Source organism: Corynebacterium sp. KPL2895 (assembly GCF_040225815.1).
GTDB lineage: Bacteria > Actinomycetota > Actinomycetes > Mycobacteriales > Mycobacteriaceae > Corynebacterium > Corynebacterium rhinophilum.
Genome location: NZ_JBEHFY010000002.1, coordinates 130,833 through 154,300, shown reverse-complemented (window position 1 = coordinate 154,300; position 23,468 = coordinate 130,833). Strand labels below are relative to the sequence as shown.

At 59.7% G+C, this 23,468-nt stretch carries 22 protein-coding genes and 1 tRNA gene; 14 read left to right on the top strand and 9 right to left on the bottom strand.

Going from position 1 to position 23,468, the window contains the following annotated elements:
- The first annotated feature begins 1 nt into the window (after window position 1).
- On the top strand, window positions 2-829 hold the full coding sequence (gene narJ, locus ABRP95_RS01705; RefSeq protein WP_284769850.1) for a nitrate reductase molybdenum cofactor assembly chaperone: 828 nt from the start codon (window positions 2-4) through the stop codon (window positions 827-829).
- Window positions 830-839: 10 nt separating this feature from the next.
- The gene (gene narI / locus ABRP95_RS01700; RefSeq protein WP_005280178.1) at window positions 840-1,619 is read left to right on the top strand and encodes a respiratory nitrate reductase subunit gamma; all 780 of its coding nucleotides are present in this window, start codon (window positions 840-842) and stop codon (window positions 1,617-1,619) included.
- Between the two features lie 291 nt (window positions 1,620-1,910).
- On the opposite strand, the gene ABRP95_RS01695 is transcribed toward narI, so the two are convergent.
- The 3 genes from ABRP95_RS01695 to ABRP95_RS01685 are packed head-to-tail and all read right to left on the bottom strand — an operon-like array spanning window position 1,911 to window position 5,559.
- Entirely contained in the window at window positions 1,911-3,293 is a 1,383-nt protein-coding gene (locus ABRP95_RS01695; RefSeq protein ID WP_296088218.1) for a multicopper oxidase domain-containing protein, read from the bottom strand.
- Window positions 3,294-4,493: a beta-carotene 15,15'-monooxygenase gene (locus ABRP95_RS01690; protein ID WP_349838846.1), complete on the bottom strand. Its 1,200-nt coding sequence runs from the start codon at window positions 4,491-4,493 to the stop codon at window positions 3,294-3,296.
- Window positions 4,483-5,559: a DUF8744 domain-containing protein gene (locus ABRP95_RS01685; RefSeq protein ID WP_349838845.1), complete on the bottom strand. Its 1,077-nt coding sequence runs from the start codon at window positions 5,557-5,559 to the stop codon at window positions 4,483-4,485. The genes ABRP95_RS01690 and ABRP95_RS01685 overlap by 11 nt, the downstream gene beginning before the upstream one ends.
- Before the next feature lie 69 nt (window positions 5,560-5,628).
- On the opposite strand from ABRP95_RS01685, the gene ABRP95_RS01680 reads away from it, so the two are divergent.
- The 4 genes from ABRP95_RS01680 to ABRP95_RS01665 all read left to right on the top strand — a co-directional run bounded on the left by ABRP95_RS01680 (window position 5,629) and on the right by ABRP95_RS01665 (window position 9,259).
- Window positions 5,629-5,889, top strand: coding sequence for a DUF2249 domain-containing protein (locus tag ABRP95_RS01680; protein ID WP_284769854.1), 261 nt, complete (start codon window positions 5,629-5,631; stop codon window positions 5,887-5,889).
- An 84-nt stretch (window positions 5,890-5,973) separates the two neighbouring features.
- Window positions 5,974-6,735, top strand: coding sequence for a molybdate ABC transporter substrate-binding protein (gene modA / locus ABRP95_RS01675; RefSeq protein ID WP_296088206.1), 762 nt, complete (start codon window positions 5,974-5,976; stop codon window positions 6,733-6,735).
- 3 nt (window positions 6,736-6,738) lie between these two features.
- Entirely contained in the window at window positions 6,739-8,595 is a 1,857-nt protein-coding gene (locus tag ABRP95_RS01670; protein WP_349838844.1) for an ATP-binding cassette domain-containing protein, read from the top strand.
- A gap of 4 nt (window positions 8,596-8,599) precedes the next feature.
- A complete protein-coding gene (locus ABRP95_RS01665; protein WP_284796325.1) occupies window positions 8,600-9,259 on the top strand; it encodes a helix-turn-helix transcriptional regulator in 660 nt (219 codons plus the stop codon).
- Here ABRP95_RS01665 and thrB read toward each other — a convergent pair.
- The 4 genes from thrB to argS all read right to left on the bottom strand — a co-directional run bounded on the left by thrB (window position 9,246) and on the right by argS (window position 14,711).
- Window positions 9,246-10,175 carry a homoserine kinase gene (thrB, locus tag ABRP95_RS01660; RefSeq protein ID WP_284852162.1) on the bottom strand — a complete coding sequence of 310 codons (930 nt, stop codon included), beginning with the start codon at window positions 10,173-10,175 and terminating at the stop codon, window positions 9,246-9,248. The two genes, ABRP95_RS01665 and thrB, sit on opposite strands and share 14 nt — an antisense overlap.
- Window positions 10,176-10,198: 23 nt before the next feature.
- Entirely contained in the window at window positions 10,199-11,542 is a 1,344-nt protein-coding gene (locus tag ABRP95_RS01655) for a homoserine dehydrogenase (protein ID WP_284782551.1), read from the bottom strand.
- A 178-nt stretch (window positions 11,543-11,720) separates the two neighbouring features.
- Entirely contained in the window at window positions 11,721-13,058 is a 1,338-nt protein-coding gene (lysA, locus tag ABRP95_RS01650; RefSeq protein WP_349838843.1) for a diaminopimelate decarboxylase, read from the bottom strand.
- Window positions 13,059-14,711, bottom strand: coding sequence for an arginine--tRNA ligase (gene argS / locus ABRP95_RS01645; RefSeq protein ID WP_349838842.1), 1,653 nt, complete (start codon window positions 14,709-14,711; stop codon window positions 13,059-13,061).
- A gap of 223 nt (window positions 14,712-14,934) precedes the next feature.
- Between argS and ABRP95_RS01640 the strand changes: the two genes are divergently transcribed.
- From ABRP95_RS01640 to ABRP95_RS01615, 6 genes are all read left to right on the top strand, one after another.
- A complete protein-coding gene (locus ABRP95_RS01640; protein ID WP_023026328.1) occupies window positions 14,935-15,720 on the top strand; it encodes a (Fe-S)-binding protein in 786 nt (261 codons plus the stop codon).
- Complete coding sequence (locus ABRP95_RS01635) at window positions 15,720-17,225, top strand: lactate utilization protein B (protein WP_284784698.1); 1,506 nt, start codon at window positions 15,720-15,722, stop codon at window positions 17,223-17,225. The genes ABRP95_RS01640 and ABRP95_RS01635 overlap by 1 nt, the downstream gene beginning before the upstream one ends.
- Window positions 17,222-17,842 carry a LutC/YkgG family protein gene (locus ABRP95_RS01630; protein ID WP_284769862.1) on the top strand — a complete coding sequence of 207 codons (621 nt, stop codon included), beginning with the start codon at window positions 17,222-17,224 and terminating at the stop codon, window positions 17,840-17,842. The genes ABRP95_RS01635 and ABRP95_RS01630 overlap by 4 nt, the downstream gene beginning before the upstream one ends.
- Before the next feature lie 111 nt (window positions 17,843-17,953).
- A complete protein-coding gene (locus tag ABRP95_RS01625; protein ID WP_349838841.1) occupies window positions 17,954-19,510 on the top strand; it encodes an alpha/beta fold hydrolase in 1,557 nt (518 codons plus the stop codon).
- Between the two features lie 53 nt (window positions 19,511-19,563).
- Window positions 19,564-19,637, top strand: a tRNA-Arg gene (locus ABRP95_RS01620).
- 147 nt (window positions 19,638-19,784) lie between these two features.
- Entirely contained in the window at window positions 19,785-19,943 is a 159-nt protein-coding gene (locus ABRP95_RS01615; protein ID WP_005282354.1) for a hypothetical protein, read from the top strand.
- A 516-nt stretch (window positions 19,944-20,459) separates the two neighbouring features.
- On the opposite strand, the gene ABRP95_RS01610 is transcribed toward ABRP95_RS01615, so the two are convergent.
- The gene (locus ABRP95_RS01610; protein WP_284769864.1) at window positions 20,460-20,909 is read right to left on the bottom strand and encodes a Panacea domain-containing protein; all 450 of its coding nucleotides are present in this window, start codon (window positions 20,907-20,909) and stop codon (window positions 20,460-20,462) included.
- A gap of 196 nt (window positions 20,910-21,105) precedes the next feature.
- Between ABRP95_RS01610 and ABRP95_RS01605 the strand changes: the two genes are divergently transcribed.
- A complete protein-coding gene (locus ABRP95_RS01605) occupies window positions 21,106-22,005 on the top strand; it encodes an ABC transporter ATP-binding protein (RefSeq protein WP_284853510.1) in 900 nt (299 codons plus the stop codon).
- Window positions 22,006-22,008: 3 nt separating this feature from the next.
- On the top strand, window positions 22,009-23,178 hold the full coding sequence (locus ABRP95_RS01600) for an ABC transporter permease (RefSeq protein WP_349838840.1): 1,170 nt from the start codon (window positions 22,009-22,011) through the stop codon (window positions 23,176-23,178).
- A 57-nt stretch (window positions 23,179-23,235) separates the two neighbouring features.
- On the opposite strand, the gene ABRP95_RS01595 is transcribed toward ABRP95_RS01600, so the two are convergent.
- Entirely contained in the window at window positions 23,236-23,439 is a 204-nt protein-coding gene (locus ABRP95_RS01595) for a hypothetical protein (RefSeq protein ID WP_284853509.1), read from the bottom strand.
- Window positions 23,440-23,468: the final 29 nt, after the last annotated feature.

Genomic DNA, 23,468 nt, shown 5'->3' with positions numbered 1-23,468 from the left:
CGTGAATATCTTCGATAAACTCCGCAAACGCCAGGAATCCCTGCAGCGGCAATCGGCCCAGCAGGGTGGCGATGCCCCCGTGGCAGGATTCGGAACACCCGCTGGCATCGGTTCCATGGGCGGTGCCAAGGACGTCGAAAAGACGCTGCGCACCCACACAGGTCAAGTCCCCAATGAATTTGTCACGCCGGTCGAGGTCACTGAAGACCAGCGGCGAATCGTCGCCATGGCCGTGTCCGTGCTGCTGAATTACCCCGGCGAAGATATCTTTGACCGCCTCTCCGCGGTCGAAGACCAAGTAGATGACCTGCCGCTGGCCATTGCCACCGACTTCATCAACTTCGCCGAATGGGCCCGCAGCATCGGCCCCCGCGGCTTGGAAGAACACTACGTCGAGACCTTTGACCAGCGCCGACGCTGCGCGCTGTACCTGTCCTACTTTGCTGTTGGCGATACCCGCCAGCGTGGAATGGCCATTTTGTCCTTCCGCCAGCAATTAGAATCGCTCGGCTTCGAGATTTCGGATGCAGAGCTACCTGATCACCTCTGCGTCGTCCTCGAAGCCCTCGCCATGAGCGAGGGGGATACGCACGAGCGCGCCGTCGAATTAGTGGCCAGCTACCGCGAAGGAATCGAGGTGCTGCGCGCGGCCCTCGCCCGCGAGCGTTCGCCGTATGTCAGCTTGATCGTCGCGCTGTGCAAAGCCCTTCCAGAAGTCGATTCTGATACCGCGCAAAAGTACGTCGATCTCATCCGCACCGGCCCACCCGCCGAGATGGTCGGCATTGCAGACCTTCCCTTCCCCACTACCCAACCAGACCTCGTCTAGGAGCCACATCATGTTTGATAACTTCCTCTGGGGTGCCTTCCCGTGGTTAGCCATCGCGGCGTTCTTTGTGGGCATCTTCTGGCGGTGGCGTTCCGACCAATTCGGCTGGACCACCCACTCCTCCCAAATCTATGAATCCAAGCTGCTGCGTTTATCCTCGCCGCTTTTCCACTGGGGCATGGTCTTCGTGGTCATTGGCCACCTAATGGGCTTGGCATTCCCCAAATCTTGGACCCAGGCCGTTGGCATCAGCGACCACGCCTACCATCTCTTGGCCACCATCCCCGGCTCCATCGCCGCTCTGGCGGTCCTGCTGGGCTTTGCCGGTTTGCTGTACCGCAGGCTAAAGAACCGCTCCGTATTCTTGTCCACCTCCACCTCGGATAAGGTCATGTACGCGCTGCTCGGCCTCGCACTGGTATCGGGTTCTTTTGCCACCTTTACCCTGCAGCTTTTTGACCTCGCCGGCACCGGCGGGTACGACTACCGCGAAACCATTTCCCCGTGGCTGCGCCAGCTGTTGATCTTCAACATCCAGCCAGACCTCATGGCCAGTGCCCCGTGGCAATTTAAGGTCCACGTCCTCTGCGGATTCACCATCATCGCCGTGTGGCCCTTTACCCGCCTTGTCCACGCGTTCTCGGCGCCGGTCGGCTACGTTACCCGCCCGTACGTGGTCTACCGTTCCCGCGATGAGCGCACCACCCCGATGCGCTCCAATACCGCGTGGGAGCCTATCCGCTCCAACCGGAAGCAATTGGAAGGAGAAACCCCGGGCCACGGTGCCTAGGTAGTTCCTCGGTCCTTTCACCGCTGCGCGCTGTCCAATATTTGGATGGCCCGCGGCGGTTTCCTTATGTCTACGTTTACTCCGGCGCTCCCCATGCACCCACCACTCGCCTCCCACGCGCCCTTCGCGCTCACCGGCAAGGCGGTGCGCCCGTAGATACTTCCACCCAGTGAGCGCCAAGGAGAGGCTAGCAATAAAGAACCCCGCCCCTTCGCGCTCACGGGGAGAGGTGGAACTACCTATCGGCAGTGCCCTGGTGAGCGCGAAGGACGGGGTGGGGTTGGCAACGCTTTATTCGGTAACGACGAACTTGCCGTGCTGTCCCTTTTCCGCGTTGGTCATGATGTGGTTGACAAAGGAATAGGTTCCGGGCTCGTTGAAGGTCATTTCCACAAACCCGCCTTGCGCGGGAAGTAGGTCGAAGGCCTGCGAGCCGGTCTTTTCCTCGTCCTTGATGAGATAGGCGCCTTCCTTGTAGGCAGTATCGAATTGCTCGCCCACCACGTGGAAGCTAAGCGGCTGATCGGGGCCGACGTTCAGGATCCACAGGCGAACGGTATCGCCTACCTTGGCCTTGATGGGATCGACGTCGTACTGGCTGGGGTAGTAATTAAAGGCCATGAGGTCGAACTCGCCATCGGCTACGCGCTGGGCATCGGCGCCGGTCTTTTCCTCGCCGAGGAAGACATCGTTGGCGATGAAGTTGTACTCGGCATCCACGTCCTTGAGATCTGGTGGATCGATGATGACGTTGCCGGCCATGCCGTTGGCGATGTGCAGGGACATCGGGGCGGTTGAGCAGTGGTACATCCAAATACCGGCGCGATTCGCGGTGAATTCGTAGGTCAGTTCTTCCCCGGGCTGGATGGACTTCATGTTTTCATCCGGGCTGACCTCACCGGCGTGGAAGTCGATGGAATGGGCCATGCTGCCCTCGTTCTTGATGGTGATCTTGAACTTATCGCCCACCTTGCCGCGTAGCGTCGGCCCGGGCGCTTGGCCGTTAAAGAGCCATTGCATCTGCTTGACGCCGGGGACTACCTCAACGATTTCCTCGGTCATAGACCAGGTTTCTTCATGCGTGGTGGTATTGGCCGCTGGCGCGAGGGAGGCGTCATGGGCTTTAAAACCTTCGCGGGAGGCGCCAAGCTCGGCGGCGCTCGGAACATCAACGTGCGGGTTGGATGCCCCTGCCACGGCATGGTGGTGATCGTGCCCGCCGGTGCTTGGCGCGGAATCGTCCACGTTGACGTCAAAGGTCATACCTTGCAGGCGGTGACCGGCAATGGTGCAGTAGCCTTCGATGCTGGATTCGATGACACCGGCATCGAGCTGCACGGTATCGCCGGGATCGACGCGGCCGGTTTCGGCATCACCAATCTTTAGATCGTGGACTTGGTCCCCGGTATTGGTGAAGTTAACCACCAAGTGGGTACCGGGATCGATATCAACGTGGTTGGGGACGAAGGCCATACCATCGACTTCTACGTCAATGGTGTGGGTTTCACCTTCGGCAACAGAGCTTGATGGCTGGGAGTCCTTAGAGGTGGTATTGACTAGGGCGAGCGCGATTACCGCGGCCAGCGCGATACCGATAAGTAACCACGAGGCCCATTGGGAGTTGCCGGACTCCGGCGGCTTATCCTGTGGCTGTGGGGAAGAAACACTAAGCATTTAATTCTCCAGATTCTGTTGTTGGTAGACGGCGCGGCCCACGGCAAGCACGTTTAATGCTAAGCCCATCCCCATGAGGATAAGCCCAGCAGGCAGGGCGTTGACAAGGCTCAGCAGGGCGCCGAGGTTGATGAGAACGAGTCGGGCAAAACCGGCGCGGTCCGCGGTATCCCGGCCGTGGTGCACCTTGGCAGGACCGCCTCCCACCAGCGTGGGCAAGAGGTGGTGCAAGACGCCGGTGACCAGCTGCAAAATGCCGCCGCCGATGAAGGCCGGAACCAAAAACAGCGTGATGACGCGCGGGTAAGCGCCGAGCGCTGCGGCGACGGCATCGCCGGCGCACAGGGCCACCATCCACAGCAGTCCTGCGATAACGGATACCGATGCTGTGGTGAGCCGAGGGTTGCGCCCCAGCACGGTGGCCAGGACGGGTTGGATGATCATGATGGCGGCGAGCACGACGAGCAGCTGGGCGATGCCCGCCGCGCGCGTCCACCCCACCGCGCCGCAGACCATGGTCAGTATTAGCCCGGTGCAGTGGACGATGAGCCCGCGCGTACACCTGGTGCGCGCGGTGGGCGAAATCGCGGTGCTGGACAAGGTGGGAAGGAGCGTCACGATGGTGCCCACGCTGGTCAGCCACGCAAACCCCCACACCATGCCGCGCGAGTGGGCGGCCACCAGGAAGGAATAGTTGCCTACGCCATTGCCGCTTAAGATCACCAGCACCACGGAGGCAATCATGAAGATGGATGCGGCCGCATAAAACGGCACCGTCACCGCAAACGAACCAGAAAGCGATCCGCGCAAGCGCGTGTAAGTAAAGGCGAGCTGCCAGGCAAGGGCGGCGATGATGAGGAGGGAGGCGGCATCGGCAAGCAGGCCCCAGTCATATCCGGCGCGATCGATAATGAGCAGGACAAGGCCCACCTGGATGAGTACCACGCGTGCGCCCACGCCCCGGTATCCGTTATTGGCGGTGCGTGTAAGCGCCTCGGTGAAGTGGGTGGAAAATACAACGATGGCCGTGGTCAGCGCGCCGATGGTCAGCGGGTGGATGAGATCCCACCACACCACGGGCGCGCCCAGGTGACCCGCCACATTGATGCCGATGCCGATGAATACCCACGCACCGATAAGCGCGGCGGTAAGGATGTGCCAGCGGCTGCGGGCGGCCAGGGAGATGTCATTAATGTGCACGGCGGGCCTCCTTCACCGTCAAAGTAATGCCGCAGGCGAGGAAAACCAAGACGGCGGCGAGGGTCGTCAGCCCACCTACCTGGTAGGCGACGGTGTGGCGGGCGACATCGGCAAGAATGCGCAACGCCAGCCCGCCGTGCAGGACCGCCACGGGAAGGAAAAGCACCGGGTGGTAAGGCAAGCGGCGGCGGATGACGGAGGTAATGATGATGGGGGCATGGGCAAAAATCATGGACATGACAAAGCCCAAAAAGATGGCGTGCACCGAGGCATCGTAGGCAAAGCCCGAGCTTTCGCCATAGAGCAGCCAGAAATAGCCGCCGAGGGCCAACCAAAAATACCCGGCGAGCATGCACGCGGCGGAATAGCGCGGCAGCCCGCGCGAGCGCACTAGGTTCTTCGCCACGTCCACGCGCACGGTAGAAACCGCAACGCCGATAAGCCCCGCGCCCATCGCGCGATAGCCCACTGCCGGGGAGAGGATATAGACCACGCTGAGCGCCGCCAACCCCAAAACCCACAGCGTAATCCGCTTTTCCGCCTGCGTGCCGGCCATGGTGATGCGGGCAAGCTCCATGCGCTCGCCGATGATCGTCGCCACCACGTAGAGCACGCACAGCGGCATCGCAGTAGAAAAGGCCGGCTCCATGGCCCACAGCAGTGCCGCCGCTACCCCGCCGATGACGCCGGTGGCCTGCACGATGATGGCCAGGGCGGGCTGGCGCCGGTGGATGGTGGCATAGATAAACCCCAGCACGATGAAGCCGGCGGCAAAACACAACGCCGGAACCTGCCGCGGCAGGCCGGCCACGATGCCCACAAAACCGGCGACGTGGAAGATGGGTCCTGTCCAGGCCCACCGCGTGCTCACGGCGACGGCGCGCTCCAGCCCGATAGCGCCGCCGACAAAGCCAAAGACCATCAAGGGGCCATGATCGGCGGCGACGGAGGCAGCCGGCGAGAAACCCACGCCGAGCAGGGATGCCCCGGCGGCGAGCCCAACCAGCAAGGACAGCCCCGCGCAGGCAAGGAAGAAGAAGCGGTGCGCGAGCCTATTATTTATCACGGCTTTAATCGTACTAATATTGGTGGCAAGGTAAAACCTCACCCCACCTCCGAAAGGATGATCCTCACCATGGAACTTCCCATCACCGATTCTTCCCAGCAGAACTCCATCCCCACGCTCAACGCGACCGAAATCCCCCACGCCGTGCGTCACGGTGCCATCCACGGCGCTTTGGGCACCCTGAACGTGGGCCAAGCCATGATCCTCATCGCCCCACACAACCCCCTCCCCCTACTCAAGGAAGTAGAAGAGCGCGCGGAGAAATTTGAGCTGTCGTACCTCAAGGAAGAAGAAAACGACTATCACATCAAGTTCACGCGAATTTCGTAGTGTATTTCCGTGCCAATCGATAGGCTATGTGCTGATAACTTCATCTCTCATACTAAGTTGCCTACATAACACGGAACATTCACTATGAATAAGAAATTTGCCGCAGCCGCCGTGGCTGCGACCGGGCTGGCGCTCTCCGCCTGCTCTCCCGATACCTCCACTACCTCCGATGCGGAGGAGACCAGCTTGAACCTACTGGCTGCATCGTCCACCCGCGTCATCAACGATGAACTGGAAAAGCGCGCTTCCGAGTTCGACGCCCCGGTAAACCTCGAGTTCCAAAATGGCGGCTCTTCCGACTTGGTCAATAAGCTCAGCGAGGGCGCTCCTGCGGACTTGCTGCTTACCGCGTCCAAAAAGACCATGGACAAGGCAATCAATGACGGAACCGTCAAGGACCCGAAGGTGCTTGCCACCAACGTCATGGTGATGGTCGTGCCGAAGGGCAACCCGGGCAATATCCACTCCATCGAGGATCTGCAGAACGAAGACCGCTTCGTCATCTGTGACCCGCAGGTTCCCTGCGGAGATATCTCTTCCCAGATCATCGAAGAAAACAACCTGGACGTAAAGCCCGCCTCCCAGGAGCAGCAGGTCGCTGACGTTTTGGGCAAGGTCGTCTCCGGTGAGGCCAATGCCGGCTGGGTCTACTCCACCGACGCCACGGCCGCTGGCGATAATGTAGAGGTTATCGAGATTCCGGATGCTGATAAGTTTGCCAACCAAATCCTAGGCGCAATCTCCGCCGAGGCTGAGCACCCAGAAGAGGCACAAAAGGTCCTCGACCTATTGGCCGATGACTTTGATAAGGCCTGGGAAGAGTACGGCTTTAACCCAGCAGATTAATCAATGACCCCTCCCCAGCCCATCCGCCTTAGGTATCCCCTCGTTATCGGCCTTATCGGCCTCATCGCGGTCGTTGTCATCCTCGTTCCCGTAGCCTCCTTGGGGCTGCGCGTACCGTGGGACCGCCTCGGCGAATACCTCGCCAAACCGGAGATTTGGGACATGCTCAAGCTGTCTTTCACCGCGGCATTCCAATCAATGCTGCTGGCGATGGTGCTGGGGACCGGCCTTGCCCTTTGGGTCCAACAACTCGGCCGAGGCAGCGGCGTTATCCGCCTGTTCATCTATTTGCCCCTGGCCATGCCACCCGTGGTGGGCGGTTTGGCGCTGACCGCCGCCATTGGCCGCAGGGGCTATTTAGCCCCGTTTCTTGACGCCATAGACTTCCATTTTGCTTTTGCTTTTCCCGGCGTCATCGCCGCGCAGTGCTTCGTCGCCTTGCCCTTCGTCGTGGTGGCGGTCGATTCCGCCCTGCGCCAATTGGATCAAGAGATTTTGGCCTCTGCCGCCAGCGTAGGCCTTTCCCGCTGGGAGGTACTGCGCAAAATCACCATCCCCTCCATCGCCCCCGCCTTGGCCACCGGCGCCGGCCTTGCCTTTGCCCGGTCCCTCGGCGAGTTCGGTACCACGCTGACCTTTGCGGGCTCCCAGCCGGGCGTGACCCGCACGATGCCGCTCGGTATTTACCTGGAGCGCGAGGTCGATACCGATGGTGCCTATGTGCTTTCCGCCATCCTCATTGCGATGGCCATCCTCTGCCTCGCCCTCGCCGGGCTTCCCTCTCTCCTCCAGCGTTCCTACCAAGCGCAGGCCCGCGAGCTGCACAGCATGGACTACGAGAAGCTCAGCGCCCTGACGTCCCCAGAAAAGGCCCCCACCCTAAACGTCACGGCGGACGGGGAAACCACGGAATTTACCCCGCGCGCGATCACGGCCATCGTCGGTTCCAATGGCTCGGGCAAGACCACACTCATGGGGCGCATCGCCGGGCGGCTGACCGGCGCGGATATTACCGCCGACCCAGATGAGATCGTCCTGCTTACCCAGCGCCCCGGCCTGCCCCCACGGGCCACCGCCAACCAGGCCATTGCGATGGTCACCCGCGATAAGCACCGCGCCACGAAATTACTGGAGGCAGCAGGATTACGGGAGCTTAGCGATGTCCCCGTGCCCGCCCTTTCTGGCGGCCAGGCCGCCCAAGTGGCCCTCGTCCGCGCGCTTGCCGCACGGCCCACCATCCTGATTCTGGATGAGCCCTTGGCGGCCATCGACGTGGAATCCGCCAGCAAGTGGCGCCGCTTCCTGCGCGCTACCCGCCATGACCGCACCACTTTGCTGGTGACCCACAATGCGTTGGATATTGCCGGGCTTGCCGATGACATGGTGGTCATGAATTCCGGCCGCGTCACCGCCCACGGGCCTGCCGCAGACCTCCTCGATGTCCCACCCACCGGCTTTGTGGCTAATATCGCAGGCCTCAACCGCGTGGAAGGCACCGTCACAGAGGCGACTGCTACCGAGACCGTCATTACCTGCGGGAATGCCACCATCACTGGCGGGCCCGCCGATCTCCGCGCCGGCGATAAGGTAGCGGTCACCTTTAAACCCAGCGACGTGCACCTTACGGCTGAAGCCTCTACCGGGGTCAATCACTGGTCCACCAAGGTCATCGCGGTAGAAGCTGCCAGCACGGCGGATGCTCGATTAAGCCTAGATATGGACGGGCAATCCATCACTGTGCCGGTGAGTAGGCAGGTAGCTTTAGGTATTGATACTGGCGATACCGTATCCTATAGCGTGGCTAAAGATAAGATTTCTGTTAATCAAGCCCCTCAACAGCACTCAGAGATACGAAGTTAATCGCATGCCTAATTCGCTCCCCCGCCCCAGTACAGAACTTTTCCCAGAAGCACTCAAGCTTTCCCCTAAGCAGCGCGAGGTGCTCACGCAGCTCCAGCACTACCCGCGAGGAGCCCGTGCGGCGGAGGTAGCAAAAGATTTAGGCATGCACGTCAATACCGCGCGCGGGCATATCGATGAGCTCATTCATGTCGGTGCCGTCACCGCCGTTCCAGAGCACAGCACCGGTCGCGGACGCCCGTCCCTGATTTTCCAGGCGCGCGTGCCAGATAACCGCGCCATCGCAGACGAATACGTCAGCCTCATTAGCGTGCTGACCTCGATGCTCGCGGGCAAAGAAGAGCTCGATGATTTCTCTTCCCCACAGGCCCGGGAGCTGGGACGCCAATGGGCGCGCGCCACGGGCGCGGACATTCACAGCGGGGCGCTCGATACCCTTTTTGCCACCCTGCGCGATATGGGTTTTGATCCTTCGCAGGGCGCAGATCCTTCCGAAATCGAGTTGAATGCCTGCCCGTTCGTCTCCTCCGGAACCACCCCGAGCCCCTTTGTCTGCGCCATACACGCTGGCTTTTTGCAGGAAGCCAGCGGTACGGACGCGGACATCGCCTTAACGCCGATGCAGCGCCCCGAAGTGTGCCAGATCGAGATTAAGCCTGTGTAACTTCCACGCGAACCGGGCCCGCGACCTTGAGATCGAAGACGCGCAGGCCCTGCTCGCGGGCATCATCGAGAATACTCTCGTCGATGTCCTCCGTGTGCAGCACCATCACCGTTGGCCCCGCTCCGGAAAGATAGGCGGCGTACCCGCGGTTGCGCAGGCGGTTCACCCACTCCGCGGTCACGGGAAGCACGTCGGCGCGATACGGCTGGTGTAAGCGGTCGCGGGTGCCTTCCCACAGTAACTCCGGGTAGTTCTGCAATGCGGCTACCTGGACGGCGGTGCGGGAGACGTTAAAGGCGGCATCGGAATGCGTCACGTGCGAAGGCAGAACGCGACGCACCGCCTGGGTGGAGGCGTGGGAATCCGGCACCAGCGCGGTCGCCCGAATATCGGGATGCACGTTGATGGTAGCGGCCTTGTATTCCGGTAAGGATCGGCCATCGACAGGAACCGTCGTCCACGAGACCACGGCACTGCCCAGTACCGAGGCGGCGGCATTATCCGGGTGGCCCTCAAACGCCGAGGACAATTGCACGAGCTGATCTTGGGTCAGCGGGCTGCCCGCCAAGGCATTGCCCGCGGCCACGCCGGCGACCGCTGTAGACGCCGAAGAACCCAGGCCGCGCGATTGGGGAATCGTATTATGCGAAACCACGCGCAGCCCCGGCACCGTAGCTTCGGCCGCAGATAGGGCGGACCGGATGGCCTTAACCATCAGGTGCGAGCCATCGCGCGGGAGGTCTTCTGCCCCCTCACCAAAAATCTCCACCTCAAGGCCGGAGGGAATGACCTCCACCTCGGCGGTGTCATACATGCTCAGTGACATGCCCAGGGTGTCATAGCCCGGCCCCAGGTTCGCCGTGGAGGCGGGGACGGTGACTATCGCTTTGGTGCCGACTTCAACTTCGATGCTCATGGTGACTAATATATCGAACCGGTTTAGCTGCCCAGGCGGATGACCGAGTGAACGGCCTTGACCTCATCGAGCTCGCCCAAGGCGGAGACGATGTTTTCCAGGGTCGCTTCCTTGGCAGCGTGGGTGACCACGATAAGGCGCGCGGTGTCCTCGCCGTCTTCCTGGCGCACGGTGCGCAGGGATACCCCATGCTGTGCGAAAAGCGCGGAAATAGCCTCCAAGACGCCAGCGCGGTCCTGGACTTCCATATCGATGTGGAAACGGGTATCAACCTCGCCGAAGTCCGCAATCGGCAAGTTAGCGTAGGTATTCTCGCCAGGCGCGCGGCCGCCGTGGACGATATTGCGGGCGGCACCGACGACATCGCCAAGCACGGCCGAAGCAGTGGGGTTGCCGCCAGCACCATTGCCGTAGAACATGAGCGATCCGGCTGCCTCAGCCTCGACGAAGATGGCGTTATAGGACTCGCTGACGGTAGCCAGCGGGTGCTCCTTGGCCACCAAGGTCGGGTGCACGCGCGCGTTGACCACTTCGGATCCATCCTCGCGGCGCAGGCGCTCACAAATGGCCAGCAGCTTGATGGAATAGCCGGCATCATTTGCCGCGGCAATATCGTCTGCCGTGATATCGGTAATTCCCTCGCAGTGCACGTCCTCGAACTTCACGCGGGTGTGGAAACCGATGGAGGCCATGATGGCGGCCTTGGACGCCGCGTCATGCCCCTCCACGTCCGCGGTGGGATCCGCCTCGGCATAGCCCAGGCGGGTAGCTTCTGCCAGGGCCTCGTCATAGGTGGCGCCGGTGGATTCCATGGCATCCAAGATGTAGTTGGTCGTGCCGTTGACGATGCCGGAGATGCGCTCGATCTGGTCGCCTGCCAGGGAGCGACGCAGCATACCCACGACGGGGATGGCGGCGGCAACGGCGGCCTCAAAGTACAGGTCAACGCCGGAGCGTTCGGCGGCCTCGGCCAATTCATCAGCGTGCGCGGCAACGAGCGCCTTATTCGCCGTCACCACGGACTTGCCGGAATTAAGCGCGGTCAACACCAGCTCGCGCGGGAAATCGATCCCGCCGATGACCTCCACCACCAAGTCGATATCATCGCGGGAGATCAGGGCCTTGGCATCATCGGTCAACAATTCGCTGGGCACGCCCGGGCGCAGCTTATTCTTGTTCTGGATGGCGATGCCACGGATCTCTGCTGGCCCACCGATGCGATGAGCAAAGGCATCCGCATTTTCATCTAAGAGGCGGAAAACTTCCGCGCCCACGGTGCCGAATCCAAGCAGCGCGATGCCAACGGTTTCGCCTTCACCCTTGCCGGTACGCGAATGTAGCTGTAGCTCACTGTTTGAAGCATCCATAGTCCGTCTCCATGTCGATTTAGTGGTGGAAAATGTCTCCCGCTGTATGCGGCTACAGGTCACTATACAGAACGAGCTGTCTATATTGCGACATGCGGGGGATAATATTCGTTTAGCTACAGAAAACCCCCGCCGCACGGGCCTATTGCAGCCCGTGCGTTGCGGGGGTAGTACTGGCTTAATCCACTTCCAAGGACAAAAGATCCTCGATGGTTTCGCGCCGCAGCATGGGCTTGGTATTTCCCACGCGCGTGGCAACCACGGCTGGGCGCACCGCGCCGTTGTACCGGGACGACATCATGTACTGATACCCACCGGTAGCAGCGAAGGCGAGCAAGTCTCCCGGCTGAATATCATTGGGCAATTCGCCTTCCTCCAGCAGAATATCGCCGGATTCGCAGTGGAAGCCCACGATGCGCGAGGGCACCATCTCGCCATCGCTAAAGCGGTTTACCAGGCGCACATCGTATTCGGAACCATAGAGCGCGGGGCGAATGTTATCGGACATTCCCCCATCGATAGAGATATACCGGCGCACCGGCAAATCGGCCTTGCCGGTTTCCACGTCCTTGACCGTACCCACGCGGTAGACGGTCACGGCAGACCCGGCCACCAAGGAGCGCCCCGGCTCCACGAGGAGGAACGGTGCTTTAATGTCGAGTTCTTCCGCGGTCTGGTCCACGGCCCGCAGCATGTCCTGCGCCACGCGGTCAATATTCAGCGCTTCCTCATAGGGCATATATGGAATACCAAAGCCACCGCCCAAGTCCAGCTCGGCCAAGTCAATGCCCAGCTCGGTGTGGATTTGGCGGTAGAGCTCCAGCACGCGCTCGGCGGCGAGTTTAAAACCCTCGGCATTGAAAACCTGGGAGCCTACATGGCAGTGCAAGCCGCTCAAGTGGAGGTTATTCACCTCAAGGCAGCGCTTAGCGGCGGCGAAAGCCGCGCCCGTGGCCAGGGAAATACCGAATTTCTGGTCCTCGTGCGAGGTAGCAATGAATTCGTGGGTATGCGCATCCACACCCGGCTTGACGCGAATCATTACCGGCTGCACCACGCCTGCCTCGCCGGCGATGCGGTTGAGCTCTTCGAGCTCCTGCTCATTATCGATGACCACGTGGCCCACGCCCGCATCCACGCACAGGCGCAGGTATTCCTCGTCTTTATTATTCCCGTGCGCCGTAATGCGCGCTACCGGGAACTCTGCGGCGAGCGCAATCTTTAGCTCATTGAGCGCGGCAGCATCGAGGCACAGGCCTTCTTCATTGACCCACTGCACTACCTTTTTGGAAATGAATGCCTTGGAGGCATAGTGCACGTGATCGGGTCCACCGAAGGCGCGGGCCATGTCTTGGCAGCGCGAGCGGAAGTCATCTTCATCGAAGACGTACAGCGGGGTCTGGAATTCCTCTGCCAAATCCGGCAAGGGGACTTCCGCTACGGTTACTACGCCGTCTTCCTGGCGGCTCGCATTCCGCGGCCACACGTGGGCGGGAAGCTCATTGAAATCAGTCATTTACATCTTCTCCGGTGCGCTCACGCCCACCATGGTCAAGGCATTGGACAGGACGACGCGGGATGCTTCTGCCAATGCGAGGCGTGCGCTGTGAATGGGCTGCTCTTCCTCCCCTGCCTTGGGCAGAACCTGGCAGGTGTCATAGAAACGGTGGAATACGCCAGCCAACTCTTCGGCATAGCGCGCCACGCGGTGCGGCTCGCGCAGTTCCGCGGCATCTGCCACCACTGCGGGGAACTCGCCCAGGGTGCGGATGAGGTCGCCTTCGCGCTCATGCTCCAGCAGGGAGAGGTCTGCACCCTCGGAGCTAACCCCCAACTCCGCCGCCTTGCGCCCGATCGAGCACAGCCGCGCATGGCCGTATTGCACGTAGTAGACAGGATTATCCGAGGACTGCGACTCCCACAGGCCCAAGTCGATATCGATGGACTGATCCACCGACGAGCGCACCAGCGAAAACCGCGATGCATCAACACCGATGGCGGCAACCAAATCCTCGATGGTGATCACGGTGCCCGCGCGCTTGGACATGCGCACCGGCTTGCCATCGCGCAGCAGGTTGACCATCTGGCCAATGAGCACTTCGACGCCATCGGCGTCATAGCCCAAGGCGGCTGCCGCAGCCTTCAGGCGCGGGACATAACCGTGGTGGTCAGCGCCCAGCATGTAGATATTGAGATCGTGACCGCGGTCGAATTTATCGGCCACATAGGCGATATCACCGGCGATATAGGCCGCATTACCGTCCGATTTCACCACGACGCGATCCTTAGAATCGCCATAATCGGTGGACTTTAGCCACCACGCATTGTCCGCCTCATAGAGGTGGCCTTCAGACTTCAGGGTCTCAAGCGCCTTGTCTACCGCCCCAGATTCAAAAAGCGAATTTTCGTGGAAGTAGACATCAAAATCCACGCCGAATTCATGCAGGGACTGCTTAATCTGCGCAAACATCATCTCCACGCCATCGGCGCGGAAGGCCTCTTGTACCTGCGCAGCATCGCCCTCGAGCGCGCTTGGATTCTTTTCCACAACCGCGTTTGCGATGTCGTGGATATAATCTCCGCCGTAGCCGTCCTCCGGCGTGGGCTCGCCCTTTGCGGCAGCAACAAGGGAGCGGGAGAAGCGGTCAATCTGGCCGCCGTGGTCGTTGAAGTAGTACTCGCGGGTGACCTCTGCACCGGAAGCCGTGAGCACCCTACCCAGCGAATCGCCGACCGCGGCCCAGCGCGTACCGCCCAAGTGAATCGGGCCGGTGGGATTGGCAGATACGAATTCCAGGTTAATCTTCTTGCCCGCAAAGGAATCATTGGAACCGTAGTCCGCGCCTGCCTGCAGAATCTGGGCAACAATCTCGCCCTGGGCAGCGGCGGCCAAGCTGATATTAATAAAGCCAGGACCGGCAATATCGGCCTCCGCGATAGCATCGTGCTGGGCCAATTTTTGTGCTAACCAGCCACCAAATTCGCGCGGATTCGCGCCGGCCTTCTTGGCCACCTGCAGTGCAAGGTTGGTGGCGTAGTCACCGTGTTCTGGGTTGCGGGGTCGCTCTACCGTGACAGATTCCGGCAATACGGACGCGTCTAGGTCATGTTCTGCCATGACCTCGGTGGCGGATTCTTTAACTAAGGTGGCCAAATCAGCTGGAGTCATGTGGCAAGAGTCTAGTTCACTGCCCCGACACGTGCGAAAAGAAGCACTGGCTAACATTTCAGAGGGCAAAATTTACTCATTTTCTAGACCTCTTAGGCAAACCTATATTGCGATATATATTACAAAATATATGCTGGTAGAACGTGATTCACACTACATTTCACGTGATGAATGTGTAGGGTTAGTTACACCTCCATGACTTAAAACTAATAAGGAGCACCGTATGCGCATTGCGCTTTTTTCTACTTGCATTGGTGACACCCTTTTCCCGGACGTCCAAAAGGCGACGGCATTGGTTCTCTCACGGTTAGGTCACGAAGTTGTCCTTCCGGAGGAGCAAACCTGCTGCGGCCAGATGCACATCAACACCGGTTACCAAAAGGAAACGCTGGGGATGATCCGCTCTTATGCGGATGCCTTCGCAGATCCTTCCATTGACTACGTCGTGGCAGCCTCCGGTTCCTGCGTGGCAGCGGTTCGCGACCGCCACGAAAGCATTGCTGACCGCTTCGGCACGTCCGCCGATGTCGATGGCGCGCAAAAGACCGCACAAAAGACCTACGATCTCACCGAATTTTTGGTCGATATTGAAGGCGTGACCAACGTCGGCGCTTTCTTCCCACACCGCGTGACCTACCACTCCGCTTGCCACGGCCTGCGCTTCCTCAAGCTGGAAGACCGCCCCTACAAGCTTCTGCAAGAAGTCGAGGGCATCGACTTGGCACCGCTAGCCAATAGCGAAGAGTGCTGCGGCTTCGGCGGCACATTCGCCCTGAAGAATGCGGAGGTCTCCCAGGCCATGGTCTCCGATAAGACTCGCCACATTAAAGACACCAAGGCTGAGTACGTGACCGCCGGTGACTCCTCCTGCCTGATGAATATCGGCGGCGCCCTGCACCGCCAGCGCTCCGGCATTCGCGCCCTACACATGGCAGAGATTTTGGCCTCCACGAAGGAACACCCGTGGCAGCCAGACTCCGCCGCTTACTCCAAGGAGACGATGCTCTAATGACCTCTTTCCTCGACACCACCCCACCACGCGCCCCTGAAGGCTACGGCAACCTGCGTGGCAGCAAGGCCTTCGTCCCGCTCGCGCACGTCGGGCTGAATAACGCTACCCAGCGTCACAACCTGCAGCACGCGACCACCACCATCCGCCAAAAGCGCGCCAACACCGTGCAGGAAGTAGATGACTGGCAGCAGCTCCGCAACGCCGGGTCTGCCCTCAAAGAGGACGTCACCGCCCGCATGCCGGAATTGCTCGAGCAATTTGAAAAGGCAGTGTCTGACCGCGGCGGCATCGTCCACTGGGCCCGCGATGCCAAGGAAGCCAACGAGATCATTGAAGGTCTCATCCGCGAAACGGGTGAAACCGACGTGGTCAAGGTGAAATCCATGGCTACCCAAGAAATCGGCTTAAACGAGCACCTCGAAGAGGCCGGAATCCACGCCCAGGAAACCGACTTGGCAGAGCTCATCGTCCAGCTTGGTGACGATATGCCATCGCACATTCTGGTGCCCGCAATTCACCGCAACCGCGCGGAAATTCGCGATATTTTTGTCGATAAGATGCCCAATACCGATGACTCGCTGAAGGCCGAGCCCGCCGAGTTGGCCGAGGCATCCCGACAGTTCCTGCGCCAACAGTTCATGAAGGCCAAGGTCGCCATTTCCGGCGCCAACTTCGGCGTGGCAGAAACCGGCACCGTCAACGTCGTGGAATCCGAGGGCAATGGCCGCATGTGCCTGACATTGCCGGAAACACTGATTACCGTCATGGGCATCGAAAAGCTCGTGCCTACCTTCCAGGACCTGGAAGTCTTCCTGCAGCTGCTCCCCCGTTCCTCCACCGCGGAGCGCATGAACCCGTATACCTCCATGTGGTCCGGTGTGACAGAGGGCGATGGCCCGCAGAACTTCCACATCGTCTTGCTGGATAATGGGCGCACCGCAGCGTTGTCTTCGCCCGTTGGCCACCAAGCACTGAAGTGCATCCGTTGCTCGGCCTGCCTCAATGTCTGCCCCGTGTACGAGCGCGCCGGCGGACACGCCTACGGCTCCGTGTACCCGGGCCCCATCGGTATCTCCCTGACCCCGCAGCTAACTGGCATGAAGGACCACAACGATCCATCGGCTAGCTTGCCGTACGCCTGCTCGCTGTGCGGGCGCTGCGACGACGTATGCCCGGTGAAGATTCCGCTTTCTGATGTCATCTTAGAAAACCGCCACCAGAAGGTCACCCATGCTGCCTCGCCGATCGAGCCAAAGCTGTTCAAGACGGTGCAGCTGCTCTGGGACAACCCGAAGATGTGGGATAAGGTCACCCACCTCGTGGCACTTGGCCGCGTGATGGGCGGATTCAACGGCACCATCGAGTCGCTGCCGCTGTTCATGTCCGGTTGGTCCGATGGCCGCGATACCGCGATTCCGCCAAAGAAATCCTTCCGCCAATGGTTCGACTCCGAAGAAGGCAAAGAGCTGCTGTCCAATGCCCGTAAGGAGGCCTCCAAGTGAGCGCAAAGCAAGACATCCTAAACCGCATTCGCTCGGCACAGAAGCAGGCTGGGCTGCCAGATCACGTCGATGTGCCCCGCGAATACCAGCGCGAAGGCACGCTGAATGATGATGAACTGCGCGAGATGCTGGTCGATCGCCTCGAGGATTACAAGGCGGAAGTCCACGTCACGGAGGAAAGCGATCTCAAAAAGACGCTGGATTCCATCGTCAACGATCGCAACTGTAAGGACATCCGCTACGCCCCGGGCATGAATGCCGATCTTTTTGATGGCCTTCCGGCCCGCCCGGACGACGAGGAAGCGGATCCGCGCGAGCTTGACGATGCCGATGCCGTCGTCACCGAGTCCCTTGTGTCTTCCGCGCAGACCGGCACCATCGTATTGCAGTCCGATTCCCGCTGCGGCCGCCGCGCCTTGACGCTGGTACCGGACCGTCACATCTGTATCGTCCGCCGCGACGAGGTTGTCTACGGCATCACTGAGGTCATTTCCCGGATGAACCCAGATAAGCCCGCAACGTGGATTTCTGGCCCTTCCGCGACCTCCGATATCGAGCTCTCGCGCGTTGAGGGTGTGCACGGCCCGCGCGATCTCATCGTGATTATTGTGAAGTAACGAGGCTAGGGTGCCGAGTTAGGGCACCCGCCGCGTGGCAATTACTGCCACGAACCTGAAAGAAGCATAAGCTAACTCTGACGAACGTTATAGGAGTCGGAGCTTTAGCTTATGCTTTCTTTTTCTCGAAAAATTTCTACCGTAGTCTGCGCTAGCGCCCTCGCACTGGGCGTGGCAGCCCCCACCGCCGCCGCGGCGGATCCAGAAATCACCTGGGAGGATTGCCCCGCACAGGTCAATCTGGATGGCGCCGAGTGCGGCCGGATAGAGGTACCTACCTACTACGATAACCCCGAGGCCGGAACCATTAGCGTTGGTTTTGTCCGCGTACCTGCGGCACAACCAGACGCACGCCGTGGCGCGCTCTTTACCAACCCAGGTGGCCCTGGCGGTGACGCCTATTCTTGGGCTGGCAACGATGCCGTCGAATGGCCCGAAGAAATTCGCAACGAATGGGATCTGATCGGCGTCCAACCGCGCGGGCTGCCCGGTTCCACCCCGGTAGACTGCGCCGCCACCCCGAATTTCAATCCCATCGAGGCCACTACGCAGATCGGCAAGGCCACCCGCGATGCCTGCGAGCAGAATACCCCTGGCTATACCAACTCTTTGACCACCTCAAATACCGCCCAAGACTGGGAGAAGGTGCGCCAAGCGCTGGGTGAGGAGGTCATCGACATCGCCGGCATTTCCTACGGCACCTATCTTGGCTCCGCCTACGCCACCCAGTATCCGCAGCACACCGGCAAGGTGCTGCTCGATTCCGGCATGAGCCCGCAGCTGGCATGGAACGGCATCTTCACCTCGCAGCAACAAGGGTACGAAAATGCGCTGCACGATCTTTTCCAGTTCATCGCGGATAATGACACCACCTACCATTTGGGCACTACTGCACTCCAGGTCTATGAAAAGTGGTCGCAGAAAGTCGCCATGGAAGCCGGCGCCCGCCCTACGGTCTTGCCACCGGATGCGAAAATCGGTGACCTTCCCCCAGGACTCGAATTCGCCGGCCAGCCGGGCGCGGACATCATGACCGCCACGGGTGAGCTGCGCGTGCAGGCAGAATTCCTCGCCGACAAGGCGCTTAACCCACAAGCGGATCAGCGCGCCTCTGTGACCTTAGGCAAGACCCGCGAGGTCGTTCCCATGCCCGCGCACTGGGATGAGTTTGCCAAGTACTTAAACGGCAGTAAGCCTCTCGAGGTCGTCGATGATCCGGAGCTTGCCCGCGCGGTGCAACAGCAAACAATCCAGATGATGAATATGCAGAATCTCATCGTCTGCAACGAGAACACCGTCGCTGGTAACCCGTGGCTCTTCCCCACCTACCTGTGGTCCAACTTTGTCACCGGCGATATTTTCTCCCTGGTTAATTCCATGTACGGATCTGGCGCCGGGTGCGGCGGACGCGGACCCGTTACCGGCGGGGCGCCACTCGATGGGTCGCACCTTGCCACAAAGCCGCTGCAAATCCAAGGCACGGGCGATCCGCAGACCCCGTACCAGTACCACGCGGCCCTCTCCCAGCCCATGCAATCGCACGTCGTCACCGTCCACGGCCCCGGCCACGGGCACTTTGCGCTGGGTAATAAGGCCGTCGATGAGATTGGCGTGCACTATCTACGCACCGGTGAGGTAACCACCGCTGACGCACCGGGCCTGATTTAGTTCCCGAGCGGGAGATGCGCTAGAATCACATCGTTGGGAATTTTCCCAGCGATGTCTCCGTAGCTCAGCGGATTAGAGCATCGGTTTCCGGTACCGAAGGTCGCAGGTTCGATCCCTGTCGGGGACACAAATTTTTAGCCCCTTCGCTTTTGCCAGCGAGGGGGTTTCAATATACGCCCCGTTTGCGGATTAAGTAGCCACCGGAGGTTCAGGAAGCCCTTACCATCCTGAACCTCCGGGCTACCCCTCCAATTCTAAACGGAAGGATAAACCCATGACCACACGAACTCTCTACTTCATCGCCCTGGCCCTACTAGCCATATCTTTGATCATCAACGTCATCAACGGGTTCGCTATCTTCAGCACCATCCTCACCGGCGTTGCGGTGGCTACACTTGGCTGTGCCACCTACAAGAAAGTGTGGAAAAAATAAGCCCGCGAATCACGGACGCAAAAGCCGAGCGAAAATTGTGAGACGGGGCTAGGGCCAGCGCGTGGCAGGTGTCGCGGGCCCCGCTTTAATGTGAGTAAAGATCCCCATACTTAGTCTCTATCCATAGAACGTAGAAAATTCCACCGTCTTTCCAGCCAACGAATGGAAGGTTCTCTTGGTGCCGGAACACGCGGAATTTGGTTAGCTCTTGGAACTGCCTAGGTATTTGAGCTTTGATTTCGTTTTTTGGGATAAATTCCGAGCCGAGCCCGTGCCTGTGGTGATTAACGAGATCTGTCCAAGAAATTAGTGAGCGTTTGTGCCATTTATCGAGGAATTCGCGGCGCATCCTATCGGTCATTTGCCCGAATCCCCATCCGCTCTGCAGAAACCTAGTGGACAGGAGCGGGTATTCGTTTGATGCCGCTCGTATTGCGCTCAAGACGCCTGTATCTGCACCACTGTGATTCTTCGAAACCGGGCGCGTGCCACGTCTCTTACTTTTCTTTGCCATACCTAGTCGAAGTACTCTTTAAGGTCGGCATCAGAAATCTCAAGCCCCCGTTTTTCTTCAACGAAGTTTTTCTTCCAAGGTGACTCCGTATGGGTTTTATTACGTAAAGCCCACGCCGAATAGGGGCCATACTTATTCCATACGTCAATCAGGGTATCTTCTACAGGCCGATAATCATCCCAATTGAAGTCATCAGAAATAAAAGTATCGGGGTCGATCGGGCTCTTACCGTACTTTTTAAGTTCGCGGTAGATGTCTACAACGACAGGTCCGTGGGCCCATGCTTCCATCCGTTCATTGAAGAGCGGCACCCCTCCGGAGGCTCGCATGTAAAGGCCCTTTGCGTAGTAAAGAAGCTTTTGAATTTTCAGCGGTGTGAGCTCGGCTTCTTCGGTTTCTTCAGCCCAAGCTACGAGCCATTCTGCGATTTGATGAGCAGTGTATTGCTTCATTGTGCACCTCCTTCCTGCTTGTTTTAAACGCTACAGCACGTGGAGAGCACTTTCTATTCCTACTTACTCGGTGGGGCTTGACCCATGCAACCTGGCTTTCAATGGATTCCATAGCCAAACTGTTAGGTTTATGAAATACTAAGGTATCTAGAACCACGAAAGTTATGCAGTATAGGCGAGCCATGGAGGATCCCCCTTGCCCACCTTAGAAATCGACCATCTCAATAAATCCTTTGGCAGTGTCCGAGCGCTGCGGGATATGACCTTTAGCGTGCAGGAGGGCGAAATCTTCGGCTTCGTCGGTTCCAATGGTGCGGGCAAGTCCACCACCATGCGCATCGCGCTGGGAGTGCTCGCGAAAGACTCCGGCGAAGTTTATTTCGATGGCTCCCCCATTAATGACGATAACCGCCGCCGCATTGGCTATATGCCCGAAGAGCGCGGACTCTACGGCAAGGAACCGCTGCTTAGCCAGCTGACGTTCCTGGGCACCCTGCACGGCATGAGCAAGCAGGCCGCCCAGAAATCCGGCACGGAGCTACTGGAGCAGCTAGGGCTAGGTGAACGCCAGAAAGACAAGCTGGATGACTTGTCCTTGGGCAACCAGCAGCGCGTGCAGCTGGCCGCCTCCCTCATCCATGACCCCGATATGTTGATCCTGGATGAGCCCTTTTCCGGCTTGGACCCCGTTGCGGTCAATGTCATGTCTGACATGCTGCGCGAGCGCGCCGCCCGCGGGGTGCCGGTGGTCTTTTCCTCCCACCAGCTGGACTTGGTGCAGCGCCTGTGCGATCACGTGGGCATCGTCACGCAAGGCCGCATGGTGGCAGAAGGCACGGTAGACGAGCTGCGCACCCAAGGCGCCTCGCGCTATGCGGTGGAAACCCCTGCGCGCGGGTGGTACCCGGAGGGCACTCACTTGGTTGAGGAAACTGACCAGGGCGTGGTGCTCGAGGCCGATGACGGCACCGATGACCAAGCCATCTTGCGCGCTGCCATGGCCGCTGGCCCTGTTCACTCCTTCGGCCTCAAGGTCCCAGACCTTACCGAGCTTTTCCAAGACGTCGTCACCAGCACCACCACCGAGGAGGCCTAGCCCATGCAGTATTCGGCAATGAAGACCATAGGGACCGTCGCCAAGCGCGAAATGGCGGTTGCTCTTAAGACCAAATCCGTTGTCATCATGATGCTGCTGCTTATCATTGGTGCCATCGCCACCCCCATTATCATTGACTTGCTCTCCGGTGGTGACGATGAACCAGATTCCGTCGCCGTGGTGGGCATGGAGGCAGACGCATTCGCTGATTCCGGGCTGGAGGCCCAGGCCGCCGATGACCGGGATGGCGCGGTGCAGCTTATCGATGCCGGCGATGTCGACGCCGCGCTCGTGCCCGCCGGCGACGAGGGGTGGGAGCTTTTGGCCAACGGCACTGCCTCCACCACCATCTCCACCACGGTCAATCAGGTGGTCGCAGCGCAGGCGCAGGCAGAGGCCTTAAATACGCTGAATATTGATGCCCAAGAGCTTGCCGCCGCCACCCCATCAGCCGAAGTGACCGCGGTCGATCTGGAAGCCGATGAGACTTCCGAGGCCCAGATGGGCACCGTTGCCATTGTCCTTATCGCCTCCATGGTGGTGGTCTTTTCCATCATGACCTTCGCCGGGCTCATCGGCGGCCGCGTTACAGAAGAGAAATCCTCGCGCGTGGTCGAAATCATCCTGTCCACGGTGCGCCCGGTGGATTTCTTGGCCGGCAAGGTCATTGGCAATACCATCATCGGGCTGCTCGGCACCTTCCTCATCCTGGCCGGCGGCGTGGCCTCCCTGGCATTTACTGGCGCAGCGAGCGAAATCCAGCTCGATTATGGCCTAATCGCTGCCCTGCTCGTCGGGGAAATCCTCGGCCTCCTGTTCTTCGGCAGTCTCTATGCCGCAGCCGGGTCCATGGTGCAGCGCACCGAGGATCTGCAATCGACGCAGATGCCCATCCTGCTCCTTGTCTTTGCCACCATGTATATCACCATGTTTGGCTGGACGAACTTGGATGCCACCTGGATGCAGGTTATGGGCTGGGTGCCGCCGGTCTCCATGTTGGTCGCTCCCCTCCAAGTCGCGAGCGGCAATATGAGCTGGCTGGGCTTGGCGGGAAGCTATGCGGTCCTCGCTGTAGTTACCGTGCTGATTCTCATCGTTGTCGCGCGCATCTACCGCCGTGCCATTTTGAATAATGGCAAGAAGATGACCTGGCGCAAGGCGCTCAAGAAATAAAAATAAATCCGGCCTCCCACTTTCCAAGGGGAGGCCGGATTTTTCTACTGCGCAGAATTACTCAACGATGAATTCGTTGGTGATCGGCTGGGTGATATCCAGGGTGCCGTGCTCGATGTAGTACATGCCAAAGAACATGGCGCCGACCAGCACTACGGACAGCAGCATGTAGGGAATCCACTGGACAAAAACGGAAACCCAGCCCTCGGATTGCTGGCGGGCTGCCGCCTCGCGTTGTTCTTGAGCCTCGCGCTCGTTCATAATGATAAAACCTCTCGCTTCACCGAAGA

Excerpts from the sequence above, each read along its gene's own strand:
- ABRP95_RS01655 (WP_284782551.1), bottom strand. The coding sequence starts at position 11,542 with ATGGATGCTTCAAACAGTGAGCTACAGCTACATTCGCGTACCGGCAAG.
- ABRP95_RS01615 (WP_005282354.1), top strand. The coding sequence starts at position 19,785 with ATGACCACACGAACTCTCTACTTCATCGCCCTGGCCCTACTAGCCATA.
- argS (WP_349838842.1), bottom strand. The coding sequence starts at position 14,711 with ATGACTCCAGCTGATTTGGCCACCTTAGTTAAAGAATCCGCCACCGAG.
- ABRP95_RS01665 (WP_284796325.1), top strand. The coding sequence starts at position 8,600 with ATGCCTAATTCGCTCCCCCGCCCCAGTACAGAACTTTTCCCAGAAGCA.
- lysA (WP_349838843.1), bottom strand. The coding sequence starts at position 13,058 with ATGACTGATTTCAATGAGCTTCCCGCCCACGTGTGGCCGCGGAATGCG.
- ABRP95_RS01600 (WP_349838840.1), top strand. The coding sequence starts at position 22,009 with ATGCAGTATTCGGCAATGAAGACCATAGGGACCGTCGCCAAGCGCGAA.
- thrB (WP_284852162.1), bottom strand. The coding sequence starts at position 10,175 with ATGAGCATCGAAGTTGAAGTCGGCACCAAAGCGATAGTCACCGTCCCC.
- ABRP95_RS01625 (WP_349838841.1), top strand. The coding sequence starts at position 17,954 with ATGCTTTCTTTTTCTCGAAAAATTTCTACCGTAGTCTGCGCTAGCGCC.
- ABRP95_RS01635 (WP_284784698.1), top strand. The coding sequence starts at position 15,720 with ATGACCTCTTTCCTCGACACCACCCCACCACGCGCCCCTGAAGGCTAC.
- ABRP95_RS01680 (WP_284769854.1), top strand. The coding sequence starts at position 5,629 with ATGGAACTTCCCATCACCGATTCTTCCCAGCAGAACTCCATCCCCACG.
- modA (WP_296088206.1), top strand. The coding sequence starts at position 5,974 with ATGAATAAGAAATTTGCCGCAGCCGCCGTGGCTGCGACCGGGCTGGCG.
- ABRP95_RS01610 (WP_284769864.1), bottom strand. The coding sequence starts at position 20,909 with ATGAAGCAATACACTGCTCATCAAATCGCAGAATGGCTCGTAGCTTGG.
- ABRP95_RS01670 (WP_349838844.1), top strand. The coding sequence starts at position 6,739 with ATGACCCCTCCCCAGCCCATCCGCCTTAGGTATCCCCTCGTTATCGGC.
- ABRP95_RS01695 (WP_296088218.1), bottom strand. The coding sequence starts at position 3,293 with ATGCTTAGTGTTTCTTCCCCACAGCCACAGGATAAGCCGCCGGAGTCC.
- ABRP95_RS01595 (WP_284853509.1), bottom strand. The coding sequence starts at position 23,439 with ATGAACGAGCGCGAGGCTCAAGAACAACGCGAGGCGGCAGCCCGCCAG.
- ABRP95_RS01640 (WP_023026328.1), top strand. The coding sequence starts at position 14,935 with ATGCGCATTGCGCTTTTTTCTACTTGCATTGGTGACACCCTTTTCCCG.
- narI (WP_005280178.1), top strand. The coding sequence starts at position 840 with ATGTTTGATAACTTCCTCTGGGGTGCCTTCCCGTGGTTAGCCATCGCG.